We start from the raw sequence: 24,401 nt of genomic DNA, 5'->3' as shown, positions 1-24,401 counted from the left end.
ATCATTTATTCTGCCCAGCTCATTACATAGCTGCCATCTTCAATATCCAGTGCTGCTTCAGTGATCTGCAACGGGTGAAAGGTATCTACCATCACTGCCAGCTCTTTTGTTTCTTTTGCGCCAATGCTTTTCTCCACGGCTCCCGGGTGCGGCCCGTGCGGAATACCCGCAGGATGCAGCGTGATCATCCCCCGCACCACATGCTTACGGCTCATAAAGTCACCGTCTACATAATATAATACCTCATCGCTGTCGATGTTACTGTGATTATACGGCGCCGGGATCGCCTGCGGGTGATAATCAAATAACCGCGGGCAGAAGGAACACACTACAAAGTTGTTACCCTCAAAGGTCTGATGCACCGGTGGCGGCTGGTGTACCCGCCCGGTGATCGGTTCAAAATCGTGGATAGAAAAGGCAAACGGGTATTCGCATCCATCCCAGCCAACTACGTCGAAGGGATGATGTTTATAGTGAATGGGATAAATCACCCCTTTCTTTTTAATACGGATCAGGAAGTCGCCCTCCTCATCAATGGTTTCCAGGTGCTGCGGCTGCCGGATATCCCGCTCACAGTAAGGCGAATGCTCCAACAGTTGCCCGTATTTGCTCAGGTATCTTTTCGGATAACGGATAGGGCTAAACGATTCTACAATAAACAGGCGGTTATCTGCTGTATTAAAAGTAATCTGGTAAATAGTGCCGCGGGGTACTACCAGGTAATCGCCATAGCCGAACTCCAGCTGACCATATTGTGTTTTCAATACGCCGCTGCCTTCATGTACAAAAATCATTTCATCGGCATCGGCATTCTTGTAAAAATATCCTTCCATACTTTTCCGGGGCGATGCCAGCACAATATGGAGATCACTGTTTACCAGCACTGCCTTGCGGCTGTTTAAAAAGTCGTCTTCCGGCTTAATATTAAACCCGGTAAAGCTGCGGTGCTTCAGCATCTTCTCTTCGGCTACCTTTGGCGCAACGGAATAAGGTTCATCTACTTTTACAATCTCCGTAGGGGGGTGACAGTGATACAACAGGCTGGAATGGGAAGAGAATCCCTCCGTGGAAAACAACTGCTCCGAATACAGCTGGCCGTCCGGTTTGCGGAACTGGGTATGGCGCTTATGCGGTATTTGTCCTAGTTTATAATAATGTGGCATGACAGGTGGTTTGAGAAAATTGTTCTGGTGTACAATTAAAAGATTGAATGGGTGTATGATTCATTGTACTGGTGTACGATCCTTATTTATATGATACAGCGCAACCTGCTGATGGCAGCAAAAATTAAGATACACATGCGCAGGAATAGCAACTGAATACTATTACAAAGTTACGGTATATAAACACGAAGGATGGCCGGTAGCGGCCGTTGGGAAAGGTTATGCCAAAGTCGAATCCATGGCAAGCGTGGCCATGAGAAAGTAGTAGTTAAGCTGACTGTTGCTTGTATATTTCAGTGAAATGGACAAGTGGCAATTGTTTAGGCGGCTAAGGTAAGGAAAAACGGTGACTCCCAAATGGTTTTTGTGACAGATAGGATTTGGAAAGATAATAGTCATTAAATTGTCACACAAACAGCATTCTATCAAATATCTCAAATCACGAAATCACAACTTCACAGTTTATATTTTGAATATAATTCTAAAAAACAACCATAACAAGCATCAAAAATCAACAAATTACCCTAATTTTAAAACATTTCTAAAAATAGCCACTGCGCTTTTATTTACCAGTGTAATTATGGACTTTTGTTACACAATCGTCATATTCCAATAGTGATACCGTTTTACACATACCAGTTCTCTTCGGTTTCTGCCTCCAGGCAGATAGCGGGCACTATGGCGACAACGACCACCATTATTACAACCCCACTGCGGGGTTAGTTTTCACATATTATCCAACGACCACATGGGTGGTACATAACCGGGAGGACCCGGACTTATCTACGTATAAATTTTCCATATGCAAGTATTAAAATTTGGCGGCACTTCAGTGGGAAGCGCCAAAGCAATAGAACAGGTTTGCAACATCCTCAAACAATATAAACCAGCCGGTAAATATGCTATCGTTGTATCTGCACTTGGCGGAGTAACGGACAAGCTTATACGCTGCGGACAACTCGCGGAACAGGGCAATGAAGACTATAAAAGTGTATTACAGGAAATTGAAGCCAGGCACCTCGATACCATCCGCGAACTATTCCCTATCACCGCACAAAGCGGGCAAATCAGCCAGCTGAAGAAAAAACTCAATGCCCTCGAAAACCTCTGCGATGGTATATTCCAGGTAGCAGAACTCAGTCCCCGTACCCTGGATAAAATTATGAGCTACGGCGAACTGATGTCCTGCGTAATAGTAGCCGAAAAACTGAAACAACAGGGATTTTCCGCTACTTGTAAAGACAGCCGAGAACTCATTGTAACAGATCACCACTTCGGCCACGCCGCCGTTAACTTTGTTGCCACCAATCACCATATTACACAGTTCTTTGCACAGTCGCCCGCCGACTATGTAGTACTCCCAGGCTTTGTGGCCGCTACCCCCGATGGCGAAACCACTACCCTCGGACGCGGCGGCTCCGACTATACCGCCGCTATCGTCGCTGCCGCTGTAAATGCAGCCGTTCTCGATATCTGGACAGATGTCAGCGGCATGATGACCGCCGACCCACGCATCGTATCACAGGCCATTCCTATCTCACACATCTCTTATGTGGAAGCAATGGAGCTGTCGCACTTCGGCGCCAAAGTCATCTACCCCCCCACCATCCAGCCGGTGATGAGTAAACGCATCCCCATCTGGATCAAAAATACTTTTGCCCCGGAAGATCATGGCACCCTCATACAGGATAGCGCCGACCGCAGCTTCCCCGTAACAGGCATCTCCGGTATCCCCAACATCGCCCTGCTCACCCTCGAAGGTAGCGGCATGGTGGGCATCCCCGGTTTCTCCAAACGGCTGTTTGAATCCCTCTTACGGGAACGCATCAACGTAATCCTTATTACCCAAAGTTCTTCTGAACACTCTATCACCGTGGGCATCCATGAAGCAGATATGCTGAAAGCCAAAACTGCGGTAGACAGCGAGTTTTCGCAGGAAATAAGCGAAAAACGGATAGAACCCCTCCTGGTGGAAAAAGACCTCTGCATCGTAGCCGTAGTGGGCGATAAAATGAAAAACCATCACGGCACCAGCGGTAAGCTCTTTGGCACCCTGGGCAGGAACGGTGTAAACGTAAGGGCCATCGCACAGGGATCTACCGAAAAAAATATCTCCGCTGTAATCAACAAAGCCGATATCAAAAAAGCACTGAACGTAATGCACGAAACCTTTTTTGAAACACCCCTCAAACAGGTGAACCTCTTTATTGCCGGCGCAGGAAACGTAGGCAGCAAACTGCTGGAACAACTGGAACAACAACAACACTACCTCCAGCATGAACTGGGCCTGCAGATCCGGGTAACCGGCCTGGCCAACAGCCGCCATACCCTCATCAGCGAAACCGGCATCACGCTACTGAACTGGCGCGAACAACTGCAACAGGCCAAACATATCAGCACCGCCGATTTCGTGCAACAGATAAAAAACCTGAACCTCCGCAACAGCGTATTCGTGGATAATACCGCCAGCGGCGACATTGCAGCCGTATACCACGAATTCCTGCAACACGGTATTTCCGTGGTTACCTGCAATAAAATTGCCTGCTCATCAGACTATGCCTATTATAAACAACTGAAAGACCTCGCCCGCAAATACAACGCCTCCTTCCTGTTTGAAACCAACGTGGGAGCAGGACTACCGGTCATCAATACACTGAATGACCTGATCCGCAGCGGCGACAAAGTACACAGCATCGAAGCCGTTCTTTCCGGCAGCCTCAATTTCGTGTTCAACCACTTTTTAAATGGTACCAGCTTCCGCGAAGTAGTAAAAGCCGCGCAGGATGAAGGCTACACCGAACCCGATCCGCGCATCGATCTCAGTGGTAAAGACGTAATGAGAAAGATCCTCATCCTGGCCCGTGAAAGCGGCGCCGCCATTGAAATGGATGAAATCACCAACTACTCCTTCCTGCCCGCCGAATGTCTCGACGCCCCTTCTGTACCCGCCTTCTATGAAGAGCTGGATGTACACGCCGGTCACTTCCAGGGACTACGCGAAGCTGCAGACGCCGAAGGCAAACGCCTGAAGTTCGTAGCCCGCTATGAAGATGGCAAAGCCTCTGTAGGACTGCAAAGCGTGGCCCCCGATCATCCGTTCTTTAAACTGGAAGGCAAAGACAATATCGTGCTGTATACCACCAGCCGGTATAAAGACCAGCCGCTGATCGTAAAAGGCGCAGGCGCAGGAGCAGACGTTACCGCCTCCGGCATCTTTGCAGACATCATCCGGAGCGCCAGGTTGTAAACTTTCCATGAATTGAGTTGCAATCCTGACAATCAATTATTAAATTAAACTAACTTAAAGGTGATATGGACAGTATAAAAGTATTTGCGCCGGGAACAGTGGCCAATGTAGCTTGTGGCTTTGACGTAATCGGACTGGCGCTGGATGCGCCGGGAGATGAAATGATCCTTCGCAGGAGCAGCGAACCAGGCATCCGCATTACTGCCATCCACGGTGCGGACCTGCCCCTGGAAACATCGCGCAATGTAGCCGGCGTAGCCGTTCAGGCATTATTACAGAAATACGACCAGCCGGATATCGGTATCGAAATAGAGATCTTTAAAAAGATCCATCCGGGCAGCGGCATCGGCTCCAGCGCCGCCAGCAGCGCCGGCGCGGTGGTAGGCGTAAATCACTTACTGGGAGAACCCTTCACCAAAAAACAACTGGTGAGGTTCGCGATGGAAGGAGAACGGCTGGCCTGCGGTTCCGCCCACGCAGATAACGTAGCTCCCGCCATCCTCGGCGGCTTCACACTGGTAAGAAGCTACCGCCCCCTGGATATTACCACCCTCCATACCCCCGAACACCTGTGGGTAACCGTGATACATCCGCAGATAGAAGTGAAAACATCCGACGCCCGCGAAATACTGAAACAAAAAGTACTCATGACAGACGCCATCCGGCAATGGGGCAACGTAGGCGCACTGGTAGCCGGGCTTTACCAGGACGATTATGAACTGATCAGCCGCTCGCTGGAAGATGTGATTGTGGAACCCATCCGCTCCATCCTCATCCCGGCTTTCCACGAACTGAAACTGAAATGTAAAGAAGCCGGCGCCCTCGGTGGCGGTATCTCCGGTTCCGGTCCCTCTGTTTTTATGCTCAGCAAAGGAGAAGAAAATGCCCGCAAAGTAGCGGCTACAATGGATAGCGTTTACGCGCCACTTGGCGTGGATTATAAAATCTACGTTTCCCAGATTAACACCGCCGGTGTAAAAGTGATTGACTAACTAATTAACAACGTTTTATTCATGCAGTATTTCAGCTTACAGAACAAGCAGCACCAGGTAAATTTCGAAACAGCAGTAGTACAGGGATTAGCACCAGACAGAGGACTCTATTTTCCGGAACAGATACCAACGCTGGATAAAGACTTCATCAATAACCTGCACAATTATACGGACCACGAGATCGGACTACAAGTAATCCGCCCGTTTGTAGGCGATGAAATACCCGAAGAAGCATTAAAAAAGATAGTAACCGATACTTTACATTTTCCTTTCCCGGTACAAAAAGTAACCGGTCATACCTACGCCCTGGAACTGTTTCACGGCCCTACCCTCGCATTTAAAGATGTGGGCGCACGCTTTATGGCCGGCTGCCTCGGCTACTTCCGCCACAACAGCACCACCCCGGTAACCGTACTGGTAGCCACTTCCGGCGATACCGGCGGCGCCGTGGCCAACGGATTCTATAATGTTCCCGGCGTGGAAGTAGTGATCCTGTACCCTTCCAAAAAGGTGAGTATATTGCAGGAAAAACAACTCACCACACTCGGCAATAATATTCATGCACTGGAAATAGAAGGCACCTTCGACGACTGCCAGCAGCTCGTAAAAACCGCTTTCCTCGACCAGGAACTGCAGGCACGACGCCCGCTTACCAGCGCCAACTCCATCAACGTAGCCCGCTGGCTGCCCCAGATGTTCTATTATTTCCTGGCATACAAACAAATGAAGGCGGCACATCCCAAACTTGTGTTCTCCGTACCCAGCGGTAACTTCGGCAACATCTGCGCAGGCATGATGGCCGCCGCAATGGGATTACCGGTATCGCACTTTGTAGCCGCCACCAATATCAATGATACGGTTCCCCGTTTTATGGAAAGTGGTAAATATGAACCCGGCAAAGCATCCCCTACCATGTCCAATGCGATGGATGTGGCAGACCCGAGTAACTTTGTACGTATCCTGGAACTGTTTGGCAACAGCCGCCCCTCCCTCGCAGAAAAACTCACAGCCTACAGCTTTAATGATAAAGATACCGCCCGCACAATGGAGCAGGTATGGAAGGAAAACCACTATATGCTGGACCCTCATGGCGCTGTAGGCTTCATGGGACTGCAACGTTACCTGGAACATTCACCGGAGCTGACAGGCGTTTTCCTGGAAACAGCCCACCCGGTGAAATTTGAAGACACCGCCCCTAAATCTATCCGGGAAGAAATATATACTCCCGCGAAAGTGATGTCTTTATATGGTAAAGAAAAACAGGCTACCCTGCTGGCTGCCGACTATCCTGCTTTCAAAAACTGGTTAATGCAATAATGATTCTGTAGTTTTGGCGCCAGTATGAAGTATTTACCTATCCTCCTGTTATTGATGGGTGCCCAGGCATGTAATAATGCCGGCACCCGGCAGCAAAATACTGCCAGCCGCCCGGACTCCGTGTTGTACAGCGATATCATCCGGCCGGTAACGGATTCTATTTCACAGTTTCCCAACAGTCCCGATCTGTATTACCATCGCGCACTGCTGCTGTTTAATACCAACCCGGCACTGGCGCAGGCCGATTTTGAAAAGGCCGCCTCCCTGATGCCGGGAAACACCGACTACTGGGCCGGCGCCGGCGAGGCCGCCCTGATCGTGAATGATTATAAAAAAGCAGCCGCAAATTTTCAGCAGGCGCTGGCTACCGCTCCCGGCTATACGTACCTGGAATACCGCCTGGCCACTGCGCTGATAGAAAATAAACAATACGCCGAAGCAGACAGCATCGCTAACGTGCTCGCACAAACGACAGATGCCCGCGACAAGGCATTCTACCTGAAAGCACGCATGGCGGAAGATAAACAGGACACCACCACGGCTATCCGTCACCTCACCTCCGCTGTTCAGGCCGCCGGTAAACAACCTGAATTTGAAGCCGTCATGGAGCTGGGCGACCTGCTCCGCAGCCGCAAAGCCACTGCCGCCCTCAACTATTACCAACAGGCATGGCAACTGGATACCACCAACGCTTATCCTTTATTTGAAGCGGCTCAATTCCAGGAAGAACTGGGCAACCTGCCCGCTGCACTCAATGCCTATCGCAAATGCATCGTGGCAGATCCCGGCTTTGAACCGGCCTACCTGGCGCTGGGAAAAATTTACAGCCATAAAAAAGACTGGAAAACTGCTTACACCTATTACAACCTGGCGGCCAAATCAGCCCCAACAGATGCATGGGCATATTACTACCGGGCAACGGTACACGAACAACTGGGCAACAAAACTCAGGCGATAGAAGACTATACAAAAGCCGCTTCCTTTAAGAAAGATTTCAGTGAAGCAAAGGAAGCCCTGAGAAGATTGAACCCGTAATTACTTAAATTTACATCATTCAAAAATAGAGCACTTGGAAAAACATCCTGTTTTAGTAGCGCCATCTTTACTGGCAGCAAATTTCCTGGAGCTGGGAAAAGAAGTGGATATGGTGAACCGCAGCGAAGCCGACTGGTTCCATCTCGATGTAATGGACGGACGGTTTGTACCTAATATCAGCTACGGCCTGCCCGTGATTGCACAAATCAAGAAAAAAGCGCTGAAACCCTGTGATGTGCACCTGATGATCGAAGAACCGGAAAAATACGCAGCCGACTTCAAAAAGGCCGGCGCCGATATACTCACCGTTCACTTCGAAGCCTGTATCCACCTGCACCGGAATATTCAGCAAATCAAAGGTCTGGGCATGAAAGCCGGTGTGGCGCTAAACCCTCATACCCCCGTGGGCATGCTCGAAAATGTGATCCGGGATATTGATGTGGTGCTGATCATGAGCGTGAACCCCGGCTTCGGCGGACAAACATTTATCGAACAAACCTATCAGAAAATAAGACAACTGAGACAGCTGATCACAGACAACCATGCACATGCACTCATTGAAGTGGATGGCGGTATAAGCGCCGACAACGCCGCACAACTCATCCAGGCCGGCGCAAATGTGTTGGTGGCAGGCAGTGCCATCTTCTCTTCCGCCGATCCAGAAAAAACCATTCACGCACTCAAGACAAGTGCGCAATAATTTCCTTTGATAGTGGCTTGGTGAGATATCCTGTTACAAACTTGTAAGCATTCACACGTTCCCTGTCCTTTTCATCAATGGAGGAAGTCAATACAAAAATCCTGATTTGCTTCGGCAACTCCGCCTGAAAAACAGCATATTCTTCCAGGAACTCCCAGCCATCCATTACAGGCATATTAAGATCCAGCAATATAAGATCCGGTAAGGCCTGCGCTGCTCCCGCATTTTCCCGGAGAAGATCCAGTACATCCTGTGCGTCGGAAAATACACGGATATTACTACTGATAGCCTGACGTTCGATCATGATTTTGGCAATCTGCTGGTGAATCGGGTCATCATCTACAATAAAAATCGTATTGATTAAACTCATAAAGGGGGTTTATTCTGATCTAAAAGTAATAATAAATTTGGTTCCCTCTCCGGGATGACTTTCTGCTCTTATATTACCACCCATTGCTTCCACCTGGGTTTTAGTGATAAATAAGCCAATTCCCTTCGCATCCTTGTTTTTATGGAAGGTTTTACGGAAGCCAAAAAGTTTGTTGCCAAACCGCTCCATATCTATTCCCACCCCGTTGTCTTCCACGCTCAGGATAATGTTGTCATTTTCCTTCCAGCTCCGCAAATGCAATGCAGGCGTACGTTCCGAAGAACGGTACCGGATAGCGTTGGTAATGAAATTCTGCAGGATACTGTCGAGGTATACCCGCGGGTATTCAATCACCGGCTCATCATCAAAATCATAGGTGATCTGGATATTGCTGGTTTCAATATCTACCAGCAAAACATCCCTCACCTTCTGTAATCTTTCGGCAAACAACAGTTTTTCTTTCTCCACATTCACATCTTTCCGGATCTGCACCACCTCCACAAGGTCGTTCAGCGTTTCATCAATCTTCTTAATCACCTCGTGTACCATGCCCAGGTAAAGATCTCTTTCCTGCTGGGCTGTAGCTTCGTTGTGCATCTGCATCAGCGCCTTCAGGTTGGCAATAGGCGCCCGGAGGTTATGGGAGGTGATGTGGGCAAAATCTTCCAGCTGCTTATTCTGGTTCAGGAGGCTCTTGTTCAGGTTAGACAGTTGCTCGTTAGCCTTCCGCAGTTCTTTCTGCAATTTCCGGCTGTCGGTGATATCGCGCATAAACACGGAAATCCCTCCATCCTGCATGGGAGTAAGGAGGAAATCGTACCATTTATCCGCCCCGGGGAAGTAGATGCCGAACGACTGTGACGCCTGCTGCTGGATACATTCCTGCAGCCGCGCATAAAACACGGTGCCGCTCAGGCGCGGAAACTCCTCGAAGATATTGTTGCCCATTGCCACCGGATGACCGATCATTTTCTCTGCCTTCCGGTTCAGGAAATTGAGGTTCCCGGATTTCTCCATCGCGGCGTATCCCATATCAATGGTGTCAAAGAAAAGGCGCATCAGCTCTGTGTTCCGGGTAAGTGCGTCCCGGATTTCCAGTTGTTCGGTCATGTCCTGCACCACCCCGTACATGCGTACCAGCCGGCCGTTCACATAACCTGGCTGCCCAATGGCTCTCACCCTTTTTACTTGCTGTTTGGAAGATATGATCGTGAGCTGTGCATCGAAGGGCCTGCCCGTTTCAATACATTGCCGCATCAGCCCCTCGAGGTTTTCCCGGGCTTCCGGCGTATAATACGCCAGTGCCTTTTCGAGGTCGATGCGGGTATCTACCGGGCAGTCGTGGATGTGGTACGACTGGTCCGTCCACCGCACCTGGCCACTATCCAGATCCAGCTCCCATCCGCCTATTTTGCCAATGGTACCTGTTTGCTGCAGGAACTCCTGGTTCTTCTTGATCTCCAGCTCCTGTAGTTTCTTGTCGGTGATATCATTCACCAGCGCTACCACAATCATCTCCTTGTCTACCGGTTCAATCACCGGAAACACGGTCAGGTCAAGGTACACTTCCCGGTCTATGGTCGTCCATCGCTTGTCCTGGGAGAAATCGATCCGCTTTTCCACGCGGAGCAATTTGTTCTCTTCCAGGGCCTGCACAAACAGTTTGTCCAGTTCAAACATGGTAGCCAGTTCATCGTTCATCACGTTAAAAGGCTGACGGCTGACGGGATGCGGCGAATTAAAAAAGAAGCGTTGTGTTTGATTGATCCGGCGGATAAAGCCAAAATTATCAAACTGGATATAGCCGATAGGCAGGTTCTCAATGATGTTGTCGAGGAGTCTTTCGCTTTTCTGGAGACTGAGTTCCGATAATTTTTTTTCTGTGATATCATCCAGTATCAGGAAGATATTGTCCATATTCCGTTGCTGGTCTGTGAGCGGGAATATGGTAGCTTCAAAGTATACGGGATAAAGCCGGGTAATGTTTTCGTGGTGTTTCTCGCGGTAGCTGAGGAGGATTTCCCTTTTGATGGTTTTACCTGTTTTCCGGGCTTCTTCAAACATACCGGCGAGGCCATTAAGCCGGTAGAAGGGGTCTTTCAGCCATTTATAGTCCGGTTGGGTAAAGAAGGCGTGGTGTTTTCCCCAGATCTGCCGCTGGCGGCTGTTCATGTCCATGTTGTCGCCATCCGGTGAAAACTGCTGCAATCCGAGGGGAAGATTTTCCAGCACCTGGCCGTAGTACGCTTCATTACGGGCGCGTTTGATTTCAGTGAGTTTCCTTTCGGTGATGTCGATGCCGATAAGCATACAGTGTGTAAAGACGCCGGTTTCACCAAAAAACGGTGTAATGCCTGCTTCCAGCCACAGTTGGGTATCTGCAGCATTGATAAGAAAACACAGTTGTTCCTGTACGGGTTTTCCTTCCGTCAGGTTTCTCCAGAGGTCCTGCCAGTGTTCCGGGTGAGCAGGCCGGAAGAGGGCGAAAAAAGGACGGCCGGTGAAGGGGCCGTCTGATGGCTGCAATGCCGCTATCACCTGCGTATTAACCGCAGTCACCACACCCGCTGCATCTATGGTAACAGAGAGTGCAAAGGCGTTAATAGCGGTTTCAAGATGCTGTAAGTGGCTGTAATGCTGTTCCTGCATAACTACATTCATATGATAGCAGAATCTAAGATCGTTGTGTCAGGAAACGCCTAAAGTAGGCATTATATAATAAAAAACAATATTAGACAGGTAAAAGTAATAAAATGTCGGTTAAAGGTCAATTCCTTATAAACGCATAATTAACAGGGGAAAGAGTGGATTGGTTCAATCATTTATCCACCTCTTGTGGATTTTGAGTTTTCTGAAATTGTTAAACGATCAATATCTTTGAGATAACTTATTACATTATTATTATTTAAATATTATCAGATGAAAGTTTTGATTATCATGGGTTCCGAGAGTGATAAGCCAGTAATGGAAGAATCTCAGAAGCATTTACAGTATTTTGGAATTGAGAATGAGATGATAGTAGCTTCTGCTCACCGCAATCCTGATAAAGTAAGAGAGTTGTGTATAACCGCTCAGGAAAAGGGTTTTGGCGTAATTATTGCCGCGGCGGGCATGGCAGCAGCTTTACCGGGAGTTGTATCAGCTTACACTTCGCTGCCTGTTCTGGGAGTTCCTTTAGATGGCGGTTTACCGGGTGGTATTGACGCCTTGTATTCAATTGTACAGATGCCTGCAGGATTACCCGTAGGTACATTGGCAGTTGGAAAGGCAGGTGCACGTAATGCAGCTATACTGGCGGCACGTATCCTGGCTTTGGGCAATAAAGATATCGCCGCTAAAGTAGAAGCCTTTAAACAGAACGGGTACAGGATTTAGTGATAGCTTAACAATTGCATCCTCCAGGTTATACAAGATTTAAATATATTCGGATTGAAAAATACCGATCATTTCCTGGACAATTAAACCTTAGAATCATTGACTGAATCCATTATCAATTTAGACAGTATTAATCCCATTGAGTTTTTCGGCGTTAACAACGGAAAGCTTGATCTGCTGAAAAAGAAATTCCCATTGCTTAAGATCCTGTCCAGGGGCACCCAGTTAAAATTGAGTGGGGCACCGGAAGAAGTGGCTACAGCGGCGGAAAAAATCAGTCAGATCGTTAAATACCTGGAACGGAATGGTAACCTGACAGAGAACTATTTTGAACAGATTCTGGGAGATGAGGAAGGCACTAGAGTCGACAATTTCAGCGAGCGTAATCCCAATGAAGTATTGGTGTTTGGACCCAACGGCAGAACCGTAAGGGCCCGCACTGCCAATCAAAAAAAGATGGTAGCGCTGGCGGAAAAGAACGACATCATTTTCGCAATAGGTCCTGCCGGTACCGGTAAAACCTATACCGCCGTGGCATTGGCGGTTCGTGCACTCAAAAACAAAGCAGTTAAAAAGATCATTCTAACCCGCCCTGCGGTGGAAGCAGGCGAAAGCCTCGGTTTCCTGCCGGGAGATCTCAAAGAAAAGATCGATCCATATCTGCGGCCATTGTACGATGCGCTGGATGATATGATTCCTGCAGAAAAGCTGAGTTACTACATGACCAACCGCGTCATTGAAATTGCACCATTGGCGTATATGCGTGGACGTACCCTGGATAACTCCTTTATCATCCTGGATGAAGCGCAAAATGCCACCGACCTGCAGATCAAGATGTTTCTAACCCGTATCGGCGCATCTGCGCAGGCCATCATCACCGGTGACCTTACACAGATAGATTTACCCAAAAATCAGCAATCCGGTCTGGAAAGGGCTACCCGCATCCTTCGTAACATCGATGGTATCGGGCATGTGGAACTTGATGAAGAAGATGTGGTAAGACACCGGCTTGTAAAGGCCATCATCAAGGCTTATGAAGCCAATAAAGAAAAATAAGGCATGCTGATATCCTGTTATTCTGATAGCTGGTTATTTGTTTGGATGGCGCAGCCGCCAGGCAGATAACCGGGTATCAAAATAACAATTATCTCAATATTTAACTCTTTGTTAACGGCGATTGCCGTAAGTTCACCTGTTTTTATCCGAGGGAGACTTTCAGTCCGGAAGCCTGTAATTGCGCTGAGCTATAGCTGATGACTTTGCAGTATTGAAGTTTACCCCTATTTTTGTTGTGATATATTATAATTTATCGACCGCATGACCAATTTTTTTCGAATCATGACACTGGCATTGATTACAACATTGCTGTTAGGCAGTTGTAAGAAAAGGGCTTCCCCCGAAGAGGTAGCGCTGGCGTTTATGCATGCGATTCAGGATTCGAACTACGACCAGGCCAGGGATTATGCCACAAAAGAATCTCAACAGGTATTACAGATCTATGCCATCTTTGACGGCCGCCGCAGTGGCGCAGAAAGGGAAAAAATTAAAAACGCCCATATCGAGGTAGTCAATATCGAAGAAAACGGAGATAAAGCAGCTGTTACAATACTGAATTCCTCCGCTCATCAGAAAGAAGTCCTGCAGATGGTGAAAGAAAATGGTCAGTGGAAAATTTCCCTGACGTTCGACAGCATCATTCCCAATTACACACCGCAAACCGGTGGTAATGCTGCCTTCGACTCTACTGCTTTGCCCGCAGACAGCGCGCCTGTCAACAGCCTGTCGGCGCCCGGAAACTAAATAATTACCACCTCTTTTGTATTTTACATAAAAGGAAAGGATAATTTTTAGCTATTAACGGCTAGTTCCCTTAATTTTGCCACGCATTAATGATCAGATGTGTGGCTTATTCCTGTTTTTACTTACCGGAAACATGACCATATCTCCATGAAAAGTGAGGTGAGTACTTTATTCACTTTTCAACATTAATCCAATATTGAACAATAAACCTTAAAGTAAAGTAGATTATTATGATGACAAATCCCTGGCACAGTGTGAGTCCCGGCTCTGAAGTGCCTAATGTTGTAAATGCAATTATAGAGATTCCAAAGGGATGCCGCGCTAAATATGAACTGGATAAAGAAAGCGGTTTGCTGAAACTGGACCGGGTTTTATATTCTTCTGTATACTATCCTGCCAACTACGGTTTTATTCCTCAATCTTACTGCGATGACCATGATCCGCTGGATATCCTGGTAATCTCCCAGATTGAATGTGTTCCCATGTGTATCATTGATGCCAAAATCATTGGCGTAATGCAGATGATAGATGGCGGCGAAGCAGATGACAAAATCATCGCGGTTGCAGCCAACGATATGAGCGTAAACTACATCAACGATATTACTGAACTGCCCCCTCACTTCATCGACGAAATGCGCCATTTCTTCGAAGAATATAAAAAACTGGAAAAGAAAACCGTTGTGGTGGAAGAATTCCAGAATAAAGAGAAAGCAAAACAGATTATTCTGCAAAGCTTTGAAGATTACAAGAAGATCTTCAAACAGAGTTAGCGGATGGATCGCCTTCGGCGATTTTAAATTGTCTTGGAGCAGGATTACGCTGATTATACTGATTTTCCTGATTTTGATTTTTGGGATTTTATAAAGGATTAAGGGAGATATAAGCGGATATAATCGCTTATATCTCCCTTAATTATTATTAAATCATAAAAAATCAAAAGAATCAAAATCAAGAAAATCAGTATAATCAGCGTAATCCTGCTCCAAGACAATTTAAAATCGCCGAAGGCGATCCCCTAAAAGTACCGCTTTATAATCCGCAGATGATGCGTACGCAAACCCGTATCCGCATTTATAATTCCTTCGTTATCTATCGGATCTATCCGTACCTTTCCGGAAGAATGGATAATTTCATGATCGTTCAGCAAAATACCAACATGCGTAATCCGCCCCTCTTCATTATCGAAAAAGGCGAGATCCCCCAGGCGCGCTTCCTGTAAAAAATCAACAATATGCCCCTGGGTAGCCTGCTGGTAAGCATCCCGCCAAAGCGGAATACCGGACAGCTTAAACACGTTCTGCGTAAAACCGGAACAATCCACACCAAAAACACTGGAACCACCCCAGAGATACCCGGTGTTCAGAAACTGCGTTGCAGCGCTTTTTAAGGCGGTAATATCTACAGATGCAGGATGAGTGAGCGGAAGGGGCTTATCCTCAAATTTTACAGCAATAGTTCCCCACTGCGTGGAAATATCGCTGTCGCTCTTCACCAGGCACCCAAATGGCACCAGCATAGGCTGGCCGTTCATGGTAACCCGGTTTACCCAGCCCGGGAAATAATACTTCGCAGGCGCCAGGTACAACGGTTCATCTATCATTTCCAGGTGGGCAGCAGTGGCCCAGCCGGTATACCCGTCGTATTGGTTTTTCACTTTCACCCAGCCGCCGGGAACTGTTTCGGTGATCTCCACCCCTGCTCCCCATAAGAGCTGGGAAATCATTTCGCTTTTATGTGAGGCAGCACTCCTTAATGGCGCAACTGGCACAATGACAATGGCGTATGGCATATTAATTGTATAAATCCGGTTTACTATTCAATAATCTTATGCGCTAAATGAACTTTTTCCGCTTTTGTACGTAAATATAAAGTAATAAGTTTATGCAACAACAGTTAACCAATTTATCGGATAAGGAGTTAATATCCCGCGCCAGGAAACAGCTTGACCGGGAAGCAGAAGGCGTATTGATGGACAGGTACAGTCATTTACTGGTTGCTGTTACAATTCCTCATCTGAGTAGCCAACCCAACCTCGACCCCAACATTGTTTTCCCGGCCCTGCTGCAAAGACTAAATGCCAGTCTTAAAACGCAAACCATCTACAGAGCCAACGAATGGATCCTGCATATACAGAAAGGATACCTCGGGAAACCTGAAAAGAACATCCCCTTCTATCCATCACGCGACGGAAGAGACCTGCTGCATATCGAAAATACGGTAGACAAAGCCGCTACCAATATCATCGACCGCCAGGACCTCATCGTACGGCTGGAACAGGCCCTCCAACGGCTGAGTGCAGATGACAACGCACTAATCACGCAATTCTATCTTGAAAATAAATCCTTTGCCGACCTTACAGCTGCTACCGGACTTCCCAGGGAGAAGTTAAGATCGCAACTCAAAGCCGCCAAAGCGAAACTTGCCAAGTTATTTATGAACCAGGGATATGCTAAGTAACAAACCGAATAATGAGAAAGTACTGAAGATCTTTTCTGCCATCCGGTGCCTCAGCAGGGACCAGCTGCCCCGCTATATGGAAGGCAGGCTGACCGATGTGGAACGCCACCTGGTAGAACAACACCTCACCGACTGCGATCTCTGCTATGATGCATTAACCGCACTGGAACAGGAAGAAAACACTGAAAGATACCAGGACCTTACCAATAAGCTGCAACGCTATGTACAAAACAGCATACAGCCTGTTTCACACGTGCAAAAAATAGCGCAATACACCCGCAAGGAAAAGAACAAGGAACATATGCTCGCCTATTTCTGGATCGTTGCCTTCATTGGCCTCGGCATAGGCAGCGTGTATGTATTACGCGGACATATACGAAATCAGCCGCCCGTGCGCATTATGGCATCATCAGTGCCTCAGAAAGACTCTGTACGTGAAGAAGTGGCTACGGGCGTTCCATTGGTAACAGCCGCAGAAAATAATGCCGGCACAACAACACCGGCCCCTGCTGCCACGCAAACATCTGCAAAACCAGCAACAGCCCCGGTTCACCCCGACTCTGCCGCACTGAAAAAAGCAGCTGCGTTAAAAGCCCTGCAAAAGAAAGCCGTCGCAGACAGTATCAAAAAACATACATTACTGCAGAAACAGGCCGATTCCCTTAAAAAGGAAACCGCCGATAAAGCTGCAGCTACCAAAGCAAAAGAAGAAGAAAAAAAACCGGAACAAAAACCGGAACAGAAACCCGTCCAAAAAGAAAAAGAACAGGCGCCCCCACCGGAACCTGCTAAAAGAGAAACACCCTCCACCGCCATTAACAGTGATGAATACCTCTACAAAGCAGCGATGGTATACCAGCAACAGGGAAACCTCAATGAAGCCATTAACAGGTATAAGAGAATAGAATCCGTTAGCTCAGGCAAATATGTGGAAATGGCCCGCTATCAACTCGCTATCTGCTATCGCAGCAAAGGACAGGCAGGCAAAGCACGCCGCATGTTCAAAGAAGTGATCAGGATGGACGGCTCCATGAAAGCCGCTGCCCAACAGGCATTGGATAGTATGTAAAAAATAAAATATCAAAATAATTATGGATTTTTGCAAATGCTGCATCTCAAATGCAGCATTCCATTTATTAGCCTGTGAATAATCCAGATATACAACAACTAACAGACCAGGAGCTACTGCAACGGTTCAAAGCTGATAATAACAGTGATTGGATAGGTGTGCTGTTTGACCGCTATGCCCTGCTTTTGCTGGGTATGTGCATGAAATACCTGAAGAACGAAGAAGATGCACGCGACGCCGTGCAGCAAATCTTTCTCAAGATGTTATCCGACATCAACAGGCACGACATCCAGTATTTCCGGGCCTGGATCTACCAGGTAACAAAAAATTACTGCCTGATGCAACTTCGGCAGAAACATATGAAATACAAGGAAGAAATCTCCGACAAACATATGGGCGGTATTGCCGCTGATCCCGAAGATAAACAGGTGTACCAGGAAAAGGATATCTTGCTGGAAAATATGGGGCAGGCGATGAGCCAGTTAAACCCCGAACAGAAAATCTGTGTTGAACTGTTTTACCTGCAAAAGAAATCCTACCAGGAAATTGCTGATCAAACCGGGTATAGCCTCCTCCAGATTAAAAGCTATATTCAGAATGGAAAGAGGAACCTGAAACTTTTATTGGAAAAACAACAACGCGCAAACAAAAGTTAATTTGCATCAATAGTGATATGAACGAGCATTTCAACGATATCTTTATAACTACAAGCTGTCCTACGCAACAGCAGCTGCTGGACTATGTACAGGGCAAGCTGTCTGCGGAAGAACAACATGAAGTAGAAATGCACCTGTCTGACTGTGAGCTTTGCAGTGATGCACTGGAAGGACTGGCTGCGATAAAAGATAAGGAGAAGATTCCCGGATGGATGATCGAAATGAAATGGAGTCTTCTGAAAAAATTACACAAACGCTACAGGACCAGGAGAAAATCAGAAAATTATATATCCCTTGCTGTTATTATTCTCTGCCTCCTTTTCTTACTGCTTGCATTGTTCTGGGCTTACCATTTCTCTATAAGACATTAGCGGAGGGAAAATATTACCTCCGCTGTATTTTGCAGCTAATATAACTTCTTATCTCCCTTCTCTTTCCATCTCCGGAAAACATTCAACGCCTCAGGATCAGGTAAAGCAATCAGCGGAATCTTTTTATCCGCATGATCCTTCTCTATTTCCCGGTAAATAAACGAATCATCAAAATCAATAGCAGCGGCATCTTCCTTTGTATTAGCATAATAAACACGCTGCGGCCTGGCCCAGTAAATAGCGCCCAGGCACATCGGGCAGGGTTCACAGGAAGTATATATTTCGCAGTCGTGTAACTGGAAAGTACCCAGCTTTTTACACGCCTCACGGATAGCCACTACTTCTGCATGAGCAGTAGGGTCTGTACTTGTGAGCACCTGGTTCCAGCCTTCCCCTACAATCTCATCGCCCCGCACCACGATTGCGCCAAAAGGGCCACCGTCGCCGTTATCCATTCCTTTACGCGACAAGGCAATGGCATGCTGCATAAATCTTCTTTCTCTTTCTCCCGGCATACGCTTACTTTTTGATTTATTCAAATTTAACGAAAGCTGACCACACATAAAAAAGCCCCGCGAAGAATCGCGGGGCTTATCGTTAACTATGTATCGTCGTATTTAGAATTATTTGTTTCTGATTACTACTACGCCATCAAACACGTCAATCAGCACCGGTTTGGATTTGTCAATATCGCCTGCCAGTATCTTCTTACTTAACAGGTTAATGATCTCCTTCTGGATGAGGCGTTTCAGCGGTCTTGCACCAAACTGCGGGTCGTAACCCTGTACAGAAAGATACTCCAACGCATAGTCTGAAAATTCCAATATCATGCCATTTTTCGCTACCATATCCTTCAGTTGTTGTAACTGAATGTTAATTATTCCCTTAATTTCACTTCTCATCAACGGCTGGAACATAATCACTTCATCCACCCTGTTCAGGAACTCCGGACGGATGGTTTGTTTCAGCAACGCCATTACTTCTTCTTTCGTTTTATCTACTATCTCCTCCCGGTTGGTATCGTTAATGTTTTCAAATTTTTCCTGGATGATATGGCTACCCATGTTACTGGTCATGATGATGATGGTATTCTTGAAGTTCACCACGCGGCCTTTGTTATCGGTTAACCGGCCATCGTCCAGTACCTGTAACAAAATGTTAAAGGTATCCGGGTGCGCTTTCTCAATTTCATCCAGCAATATCACGGAGTATGGTTTACGGCGTACGGCTTCTGTCAGCTGGCCACCTTCATCATATCCCACATATCCCGGAGGCGCTCCTACCAGGCGGCTCACAGAGTGTTTCTCCTGGTATTCACTCATATCTATACGCGTCATCATGTTCTCATCGTCAAACAGGTACTCGGCCAATGCTTTGGCCAGCTCTGTTTTACCAACACCGGTAGTACCGAGGAAGATGAATGAACCGATAGGTCTGCGCGGATCCTGCAATCCTGCGCGGCTGCGGCGGATAGCATCAGACACCGCTATGATAGCTTCTTCCTGTCCTACTACACGCTGATGCAGCTCTTCTTCGAGATGCAGTAATTTATCCTTTTCGCTCTGCATCATTTTTGATACCGGGATACCTGTTGCCTTTGCTACGTTTTCCGCGATATCTTCTGCGTCTACTTCTTCTTTAAGAAGACGTTTATGATTAGCAGATATTTTATTCAGCTCTTCTGTGAGATCTGTGACCAGTTTTTCCTGTTCTTTTATTTTACCATAACGGATTTCCGCTACGCGGCCGAAATCGCCGTTACGCTCTGCCTGTTCGGCTTCCAGCCGCAGGTTTTCAATGGCCGATTTTGCGTTCTGGATCTGGTCAACCACCTCCTTCTCTGCCTGCCATTTTGCTTTGAACGTATTCCTTTCTTCTCCCAGCCGTGCTATCTCTTCACCCAGCTCACGTAACTTATCTTCATCATTCTCTCTTTTAATCGCTTCCCTTTCAATTTCCAGCTGACGGATCCTTCTTTCCAGTTCATCCAGTTCTTCCGGCATGGAATTCATTTCCAGCCTCAGTTTAGCTGCGCTTTCATCGATCAGGTCAATAGCCTTGTCCGGTAAAAAGCGGTCTGTTATATAACGATGCGATAATTCTACCGCAGCAATAATTGCTTCATCTTTGATGAGCACGTGGTGATGACTTTCATATTTCTCTTTCAGTCCACGTAAAATGGAGATCGCATCTTCCACGGACGGCTCATCTACCAGCACCTTCTGGAAACGGCGTTCCAGGGCTTTATCTTTTTCAAAATATTTCTGGTATTCGTTCAGGGTGGTGGCGCCAATAGCACGGAGTTCACCTCTTGCCAGGGCCGGTTTCAGGATATTGGCAGCATCCATTGCGCCTTCCATAGCGCCGGCGCCTATCAGCGTGTGGATCTCATCTATAAAGAGAATGATCTCCCCATTGCTTTCAGCTACCTCTTTTACCACGCCTTTCAATCTTTCTTCAAACTCGCCGCGGTATTTGGCGCCCGCCATCAAAGCGCCCATGTCGAGGGCATAAATGATCTTTGACTTCAGGTTTTCGGGTACGTCGCCATTAATGATCCGGTGGCCCAATCCTTCTACAATGGCTGTTTTACCAACACCGGGTTCCCCAACCAGGATAGGATTGTTTTTAGACCTGCGGGAGAGGATATGCAGGGTTCTGCGGATCTCCTCATCACGGCCGATTACCGGGTCCAGTTTCCCTTCCCGGGCCATTTCATTCAGGTTCTTGGCGTATTTCTGAAGGGTGTTGTACTGGGTTCCGCCACTCTGGGAATTAACGGTATCCCCTTTACGGAGTTCCCGGATGGCAGCTTTGAGTCCTTTTTCAGTAAGACCCGCATCTTTCAGCAATTTGGCAGTATCGTCGTTACCACCGAGGATGCCCAGGAGCAGGTGCTCCACGCTTACAAATTCATCTTTAAATTCTTTGATGGCCGCTCCTGCACGCAGGATCACATTGTTGGCGTCGCGGCTGAGGGATTGACCGCCCTCGCCTCCCACCATGCGGGGGTATTTATTGATCTGCTCATTTAACTTATTATTTACAAATGAGGTATTTACATCATTCTTCTTTAATAAGTATTCAATCGGACTATCTTCATCATTTAATAAAGCTTTGAGCAGGTGTCCGGTTTCAATAGATTGATTTTGATTATTAAAAGCCAGTTGCTGGGCCTGTTGCAGTATTTCCTGCGATTTTATAGTGAAATTACCTAAGTTCATATGTGCTGTTTTTTCTCCTTTTTTTGATGTTCTCAAACGTCTACTGGTAACAACAAACCATGATCCAATGTTGTGTATCCGGCAATTATGACATATAAGGGAAAGGATTACTGCATTTTTAGCAGAAAATTAGCCTAGTAACTGCTAATTTTTCATTACAACCGCCCGGTTATTCCGGGTATATTTACCGTTTACCCATAATATGTTATGAAAAATATATTTGCCTGTATCGTATATACAGCACCGTTATTCCTGCTCTCCCCGGTGCTGGTAGCGCAAAAGAAGCCGTCTATACCATTGCTGGTATCTACGCATCCTTCCGCAAAGGAAAACAAGCCGTCCATGAGTTTACAGGCGGCCGTTGCAATGACGCACGTATACCAGCAGCAACAACCCGGAAGAAGCGTTGAAATCCAATTCCAGCCCGGTACTTATTTCCTGGATAGTACCCTGCTGCTAACCGCCGGCTATTTTAACGGCAACGTTACCTTCCGGCCGGCCGGAAAACCAGGTACGGTAACCCTCAGCGGCGGGAAACCCTTACAGCTGCAGTGGGCTCCCTGGAAAAACGGTATATACAAGGCAGCCGTAAATATCCCTTTTGAGTTCAGCCACCTTTATATTAACAACGAACAACAGATCCGGGCACGCTATCCCAATTACGACAGCAGCGCGAAACATTATAACGGTACGGCAGCGGACGCGCTGAGCCCCACCAGGATAAAAACCTGGCAGCATCCTGAAGGCGGCTATGTACACGCCCTCCACCGGGCAGAATGGGGTGGCTATCATTACCGCATCACTGGCGTAAATACAGATGGCGCCCTACAACTGGAAGGCGGCTACCAGAACAACCGGCAGATGGGTATGCACGAACAGCATCGCTTTGTAGAAAATATTTTTGAAGAACTGGACGCGGAAAAAGAATGGTTCTATGATAAAGCTACCCAAACACTTTACTATAAACCAGCAGCCGGCGCCAACCTGCAAACAGCTACAGTAGTGGTTTCCAGGTTATCTGAAACGGTTGTAATGAAGGGAGATGCCGCGCATCCCGTTAAAGATATCACGTTTAAGGATATACGTTTTGCGCATACCAATGCTACGTTCATGGATACACGGGAACCGCTGCTGCGGAGCGACTGGGCCATTTACCGGGGCGGAGCCGTACTGCTGGATGGCACAGAGAACTGCGTTATTACCGGCTGTGAATTTGACCACAACGGGGGCAACGCTGTTTTTGTCAGCAATTACAACCGCCGTGCGAATATCAGTCATTGTAACATCCATGATGCCGGCGGCAGCGGTATTTGTTTTGCCGGTAACCCCAATGCAGTAAGGGCGCCCTTGTTTGAATACAAGCAATCGCCCGTATTTGCCGGTATGGATACAGCGGCAGGCCCGCAAAGCCCCAACTACCCCGATTCCTGCATCGCATACGATAATCTCATTTACCGTACCGGCCGAATAGAAAAGCAAAGCGCCGGCGTGCAGATCTCTATGGCAATGGATATCACGGTGTCGCATAATACTATTTATGACGTGCCACGTGCAGGCATTAACGTTAGTGAAGGCACCTGGGGCGGACATGTCATTGAAAATAACGACGTATTTAATACGGTGCTGGAAACCGGCGACCACGGAGCATTCAACTCCTGGGGGCGCGACCGCTGGTGGTACCCCGACCGGCAGGTAATGGACAGCATGGCTGCACTGCATCCCTGGCTGGTAAAACAGGACGCAGTAAAAACAATCATCCTCCGCAACAACCGTTTCCGCTGTGATCATGGCTGGGATATTGACCTGGACGATGGCTCTTCCAATTATCATATCTATAATAATGTTTGCCTGAACGGCGGACTTAAACTGAGGGAAGGATTTTTCCGTACCGTGGAGAATAATGTGATCCTCAATAACTCTTTTCACCCGCATGTGTGGTTTGAAAACAGTCATGATATTTTCCGCCACAACATTGTGGGCAGCAGCTATAAACCGATTGGTATTAAGTATTGGGGAGATATCATTGATTATAACGTATTCCCGGATGCAGCCGCTATCAATACACCCACCGACAAACATTCACAGGCAGGCAACCCTTTGTTTGTATCGCCGGCAACGGGAAACTACCAGGTAAAACCTGGATCGCCGGCATTAAAAGCAGGGTTTAAAAATTTCCCGATGAACCAGTTTGGCGTGGTATCCGCCAACCTGAAAGCGCTTGCTAAAAAAGCGCCGCTGCCCGTACTGAAAGCTACTACCGCTGCTTCCTCCAATATCAGCAACTGGCTGGGCGCACAGGTAAAGAACATAGAAACGCTGGGCGAACGCTCTGCGGCAGGCTTACCGGATAACAAAGGCGCATTCCTGGTAGCAGTACCGGAAAATTTCAAATACCCGGTAAAAACAGGCGATGTGATTTTACAGGTAGGAGAAAGAAATGTGAATAACGTAGATGATCTGCTAAAAGCCAGCGCTTTCTACGCAAATAAAAAAGTACCACTGATAGTATTCAGGAATCAGCAGCGGGTGAGTATCAATTAATAAAAGAGGGAAACGCTTACATCTACTTAAAAGTCAATATATTATCAACATCCAGATATATGTTAAAACTTATATCTGGATGTT

At 47.3% G+C, this 24,401-nt stretch carries 20 protein-coding genes; 14 read left to right on the top strand and 6 right to left on the bottom strand.

What is annotated here, in order from left to right; all coding sequences use genetic code 11:
- Nucleotides 1-5: 5 nt before the first annotated feature.
- A complete protein-coding gene (locus ACMXI2_RS07730; RefSeq protein ID WP_483781121.1) occupies nucleotides 6-1,163 on the bottom strand; it encodes a homogentisate 1,2-dioxygenase in 1,158 nt (385 codons plus the stop codon).
- Between the two features lie 802 nt (nucleotides 1,164-1,965).
- Here ACMXI2_RS07730 and thrA point away from each other — a divergent pair.
- The 5 genes from thrA to rpe all read left to right on the top strand — a co-directional run bounded on the left by thrA (nucleotide 1,966) and on the right by rpe (nucleotide 8,454).
- Complete coding sequence (thrA, locus tag ACMXI2_RS07725; RefSeq protein WP_483781120.1) at nucleotides 1,966-4,410, top strand: bifunctional aspartate kinase/homoserine dehydrogenase I; 2,445 nt, start codon at nucleotides 1,966-1,968, stop codon at nucleotides 4,408-4,410.
- A 65-nt stretch (nucleotides 4,411-4,475) separates the two neighbouring features.
- On the top strand, nucleotides 4,476-5,402 hold the full coding sequence (locus ACMXI2_RS07720) for a homoserine kinase (RefSeq protein WP_079468137.1): 927 nt from the start codon (nucleotides 4,476-4,478) through the stop codon (nucleotides 5,400-5,402).
- A gap of 21 nt (nucleotides 5,403-5,423) precedes the next feature.
- Nucleotides 5,424-6,719, top strand: a complete 1,296-nt coding sequence (gene thrC / locus ACMXI2_RS07715) for a threonine synthase (protein ID WP_483781119.1) — start codon at nucleotides 5,424-5,426, stop codon at nucleotides 6,717-6,719.
- 24 nt (nucleotides 6,720-6,743) lie between these two features.
- Nucleotides 6,744-7,754: a tetratricopeptide repeat protein gene (locus ACMXI2_RS07710; RefSeq protein WP_483781118.1), complete on the top strand. Its 1,011-nt coding sequence runs from the start codon at nucleotides 6,744-6,746 to the stop codon at nucleotides 7,752-7,754.
- A gap of 34 nt (nucleotides 7,755-7,788) precedes the next feature.
- Nucleotides 7,789-8,454 carry a ribulose-phosphate 3-epimerase gene (gene rpe / locus ACMXI2_RS07705; protein WP_483781117.1) on the top strand — a complete coding sequence of 222 codons (666 nt, stop codon included), beginning with the start codon at nucleotides 7,789-7,791 and terminating at the stop codon, nucleotides 8,452-8,454.
- Here rpe and ACMXI2_RS07700 read toward each other — a convergent pair.
- Entirely contained in the window at nucleotides 8,435-8,824 is a 390-nt protein-coding gene (locus tag ACMXI2_RS07700) for a response regulator (RefSeq protein WP_483781116.1), read from the bottom strand. The genes rpe and ACMXI2_RS07700 overlap by 20 nt on opposite strands.
- 9 nt (nucleotides 8,825-8,833) lie before the next feature.
- Complete coding sequence (locus tag ACMXI2_RS07695) at nucleotides 8,834-11,485, bottom strand: PAS domain-containing protein (protein ID WP_483781115.1); 2,652 nt, start codon at nucleotides 11,483-11,485, stop codon at nucleotides 8,834-8,836.
- A gap of 258 nt (nucleotides 11,486-11,743) precedes the next feature.
- Between ACMXI2_RS07695 and purE the strand changes: the two genes are divergently transcribed.
- From purE to ACMXI2_RS07675, 4 genes are all read left to right on the top strand, one after another.
- A complete protein-coding gene (gene purE, locus ACMXI2_RS07690) occupies nucleotides 11,744-12,199 on the top strand; it encodes a 5-(carboxyamino)imidazole ribonucleotide mutase (RefSeq protein ID WP_079468143.1) in 456 nt (151 codons plus the stop codon).
- Between the two features lie 99 nt (nucleotides 12,200-12,298).
- A complete protein-coding gene (locus ACMXI2_RS07685) occupies nucleotides 12,299-13,255 on the top strand; it encodes a PhoH family protein (protein WP_483781114.1) in 957 nt (318 codons plus the stop codon).
- A 261-nt stretch (nucleotides 13,256-13,516) separates the two neighbouring features.
- Nucleotides 13,517-13,999, top strand: a complete 483-nt coding sequence (locus ACMXI2_RS07680) for a DUF4878 domain-containing protein (protein WP_483781113.1) — start codon at nucleotides 13,517-13,519, stop codon at nucleotides 13,997-13,999.
- A gap of 230 nt (nucleotides 14,000-14,229) precedes the next feature.
- Complete coding sequence (locus ACMXI2_RS07675; protein ID WP_483781112.1) at nucleotides 14,230-14,769, top strand: inorganic diphosphatase; 540 nt, start codon at nucleotides 14,230-14,232, stop codon at nucleotides 14,767-14,769.
- 245 nt (nucleotides 14,770-15,014) lie between these two features.
- On the opposite strand, the gene ACMXI2_RS07670 is transcribed toward ACMXI2_RS07675, so the two are convergent.
- A complete protein-coding gene (locus ACMXI2_RS07670; RefSeq protein ID WP_483781111.1) occupies nucleotides 15,015-15,788 on the bottom strand; it encodes a C40 family peptidase in 774 nt (257 codons plus the stop codon).
- 92 nt (nucleotides 15,789-15,880) lie between these two features.
- On the opposite strand from ACMXI2_RS07670, the gene ACMXI2_RS07665 reads away from it, so the two are divergent.
- The 4 genes from ACMXI2_RS07665 (at nucleotide 15,881) to ACMXI2_RS07650 (ending at nucleotide 18,552) form a co-directional block, all read left to right on the top strand.
- The gene (locus ACMXI2_RS07665) at nucleotides 15,881-16,456 is read left to right on the top strand and encodes an RNA polymerase sigma factor (protein ID WP_483781110.1); all 576 of its coding nucleotides are present in this window, start codon (nucleotides 15,881-15,883) and stop codon (nucleotides 16,454-16,456) included.
- Nucleotides 16,446-17,525: a tetratricopeptide repeat protein gene (locus ACMXI2_RS07660; protein ID WP_483781109.1), complete on the top strand. Its 1,080-nt coding sequence runs from the start codon at nucleotides 16,446-16,448 to the stop codon at nucleotides 17,523-17,525. Before ACMXI2_RS07665 ends, ACMXI2_RS07660 begins: the two co-directional genes overlap by 11 nt.
- A gap of 74 nt (nucleotides 17,526-17,599) precedes the next feature.
- Nucleotides 17,600-18,181, top strand: a complete 582-nt coding sequence (locus tag ACMXI2_RS07655; protein ID WP_483781108.1) for an RNA polymerase sigma factor — start codon at nucleotides 17,600-17,602, stop codon at nucleotides 18,179-18,181.
- Nucleotides 18,182-18,198: 17 nt separating this feature from the next.
- Nucleotides 18,199-18,552, top strand: a complete 354-nt coding sequence (locus ACMXI2_RS07650) for an anti-sigma factor family protein (RefSeq protein WP_483781107.1) — start codon at nucleotides 18,199-18,201, stop codon at nucleotides 18,550-18,552.
- A 35-nt stretch (nucleotides 18,553-18,587) separates the two neighbouring features.
- Here ACMXI2_RS07650 and ACMXI2_RS07645 read toward each other — a convergent pair whose 3' ends face one another.
- Together ACMXI2_RS07645 and clpB are read right to left on the bottom strand one after the other, a co-directional pair.
- Nucleotides 18,588-19,067 carry a nucleoside deaminase gene (locus ACMXI2_RS07645; RefSeq protein WP_483781106.1) on the bottom strand — a complete coding sequence of 160 codons (480 nt, stop codon included), beginning with the start codon at nucleotides 19,065-19,067 and terminating at the stop codon, nucleotides 18,588-18,590.
- Nucleotides 19,068-19,175: 108 nt separating this feature from the next.
- Nucleotides 19,176-21,776 carry an ATP-dependent chaperone ClpB gene (gene clpB / locus ACMXI2_RS07640; RefSeq protein WP_483781105.1) on the bottom strand — a complete coding sequence of 867 codons (2,601 nt, stop codon included), beginning with the start codon at nucleotides 21,774-21,776 and terminating at the stop codon, nucleotides 19,176-19,178.
- A gap of 207 nt (nucleotides 21,777-21,983) precedes the next feature.
- On the opposite strand from clpB, the gene ACMXI2_RS07635 reads away from it, so the two are divergent.
- Nucleotides 21,984-24,317 carry a right-handed parallel beta-helix repeat-containing protein gene (locus ACMXI2_RS07635; protein WP_483781104.1) on the top strand — a complete coding sequence of 778 codons (2,334 nt, stop codon included), beginning with the start codon at nucleotides 21,984-21,986 and terminating at the stop codon, nucleotides 24,315-24,317.
- Nucleotides 24,318-24,401 lie beyond the last annotated feature (84 nt).

The sequence above is a fragment of the Chitinophaga sp. G7 BAM 1005 genome, from assembly GCF_057126945.1.
Note: the sequence above shows the minus strand (reverse complement) of the source record. Positions and strands in the feature narration are given on the sequence as shown.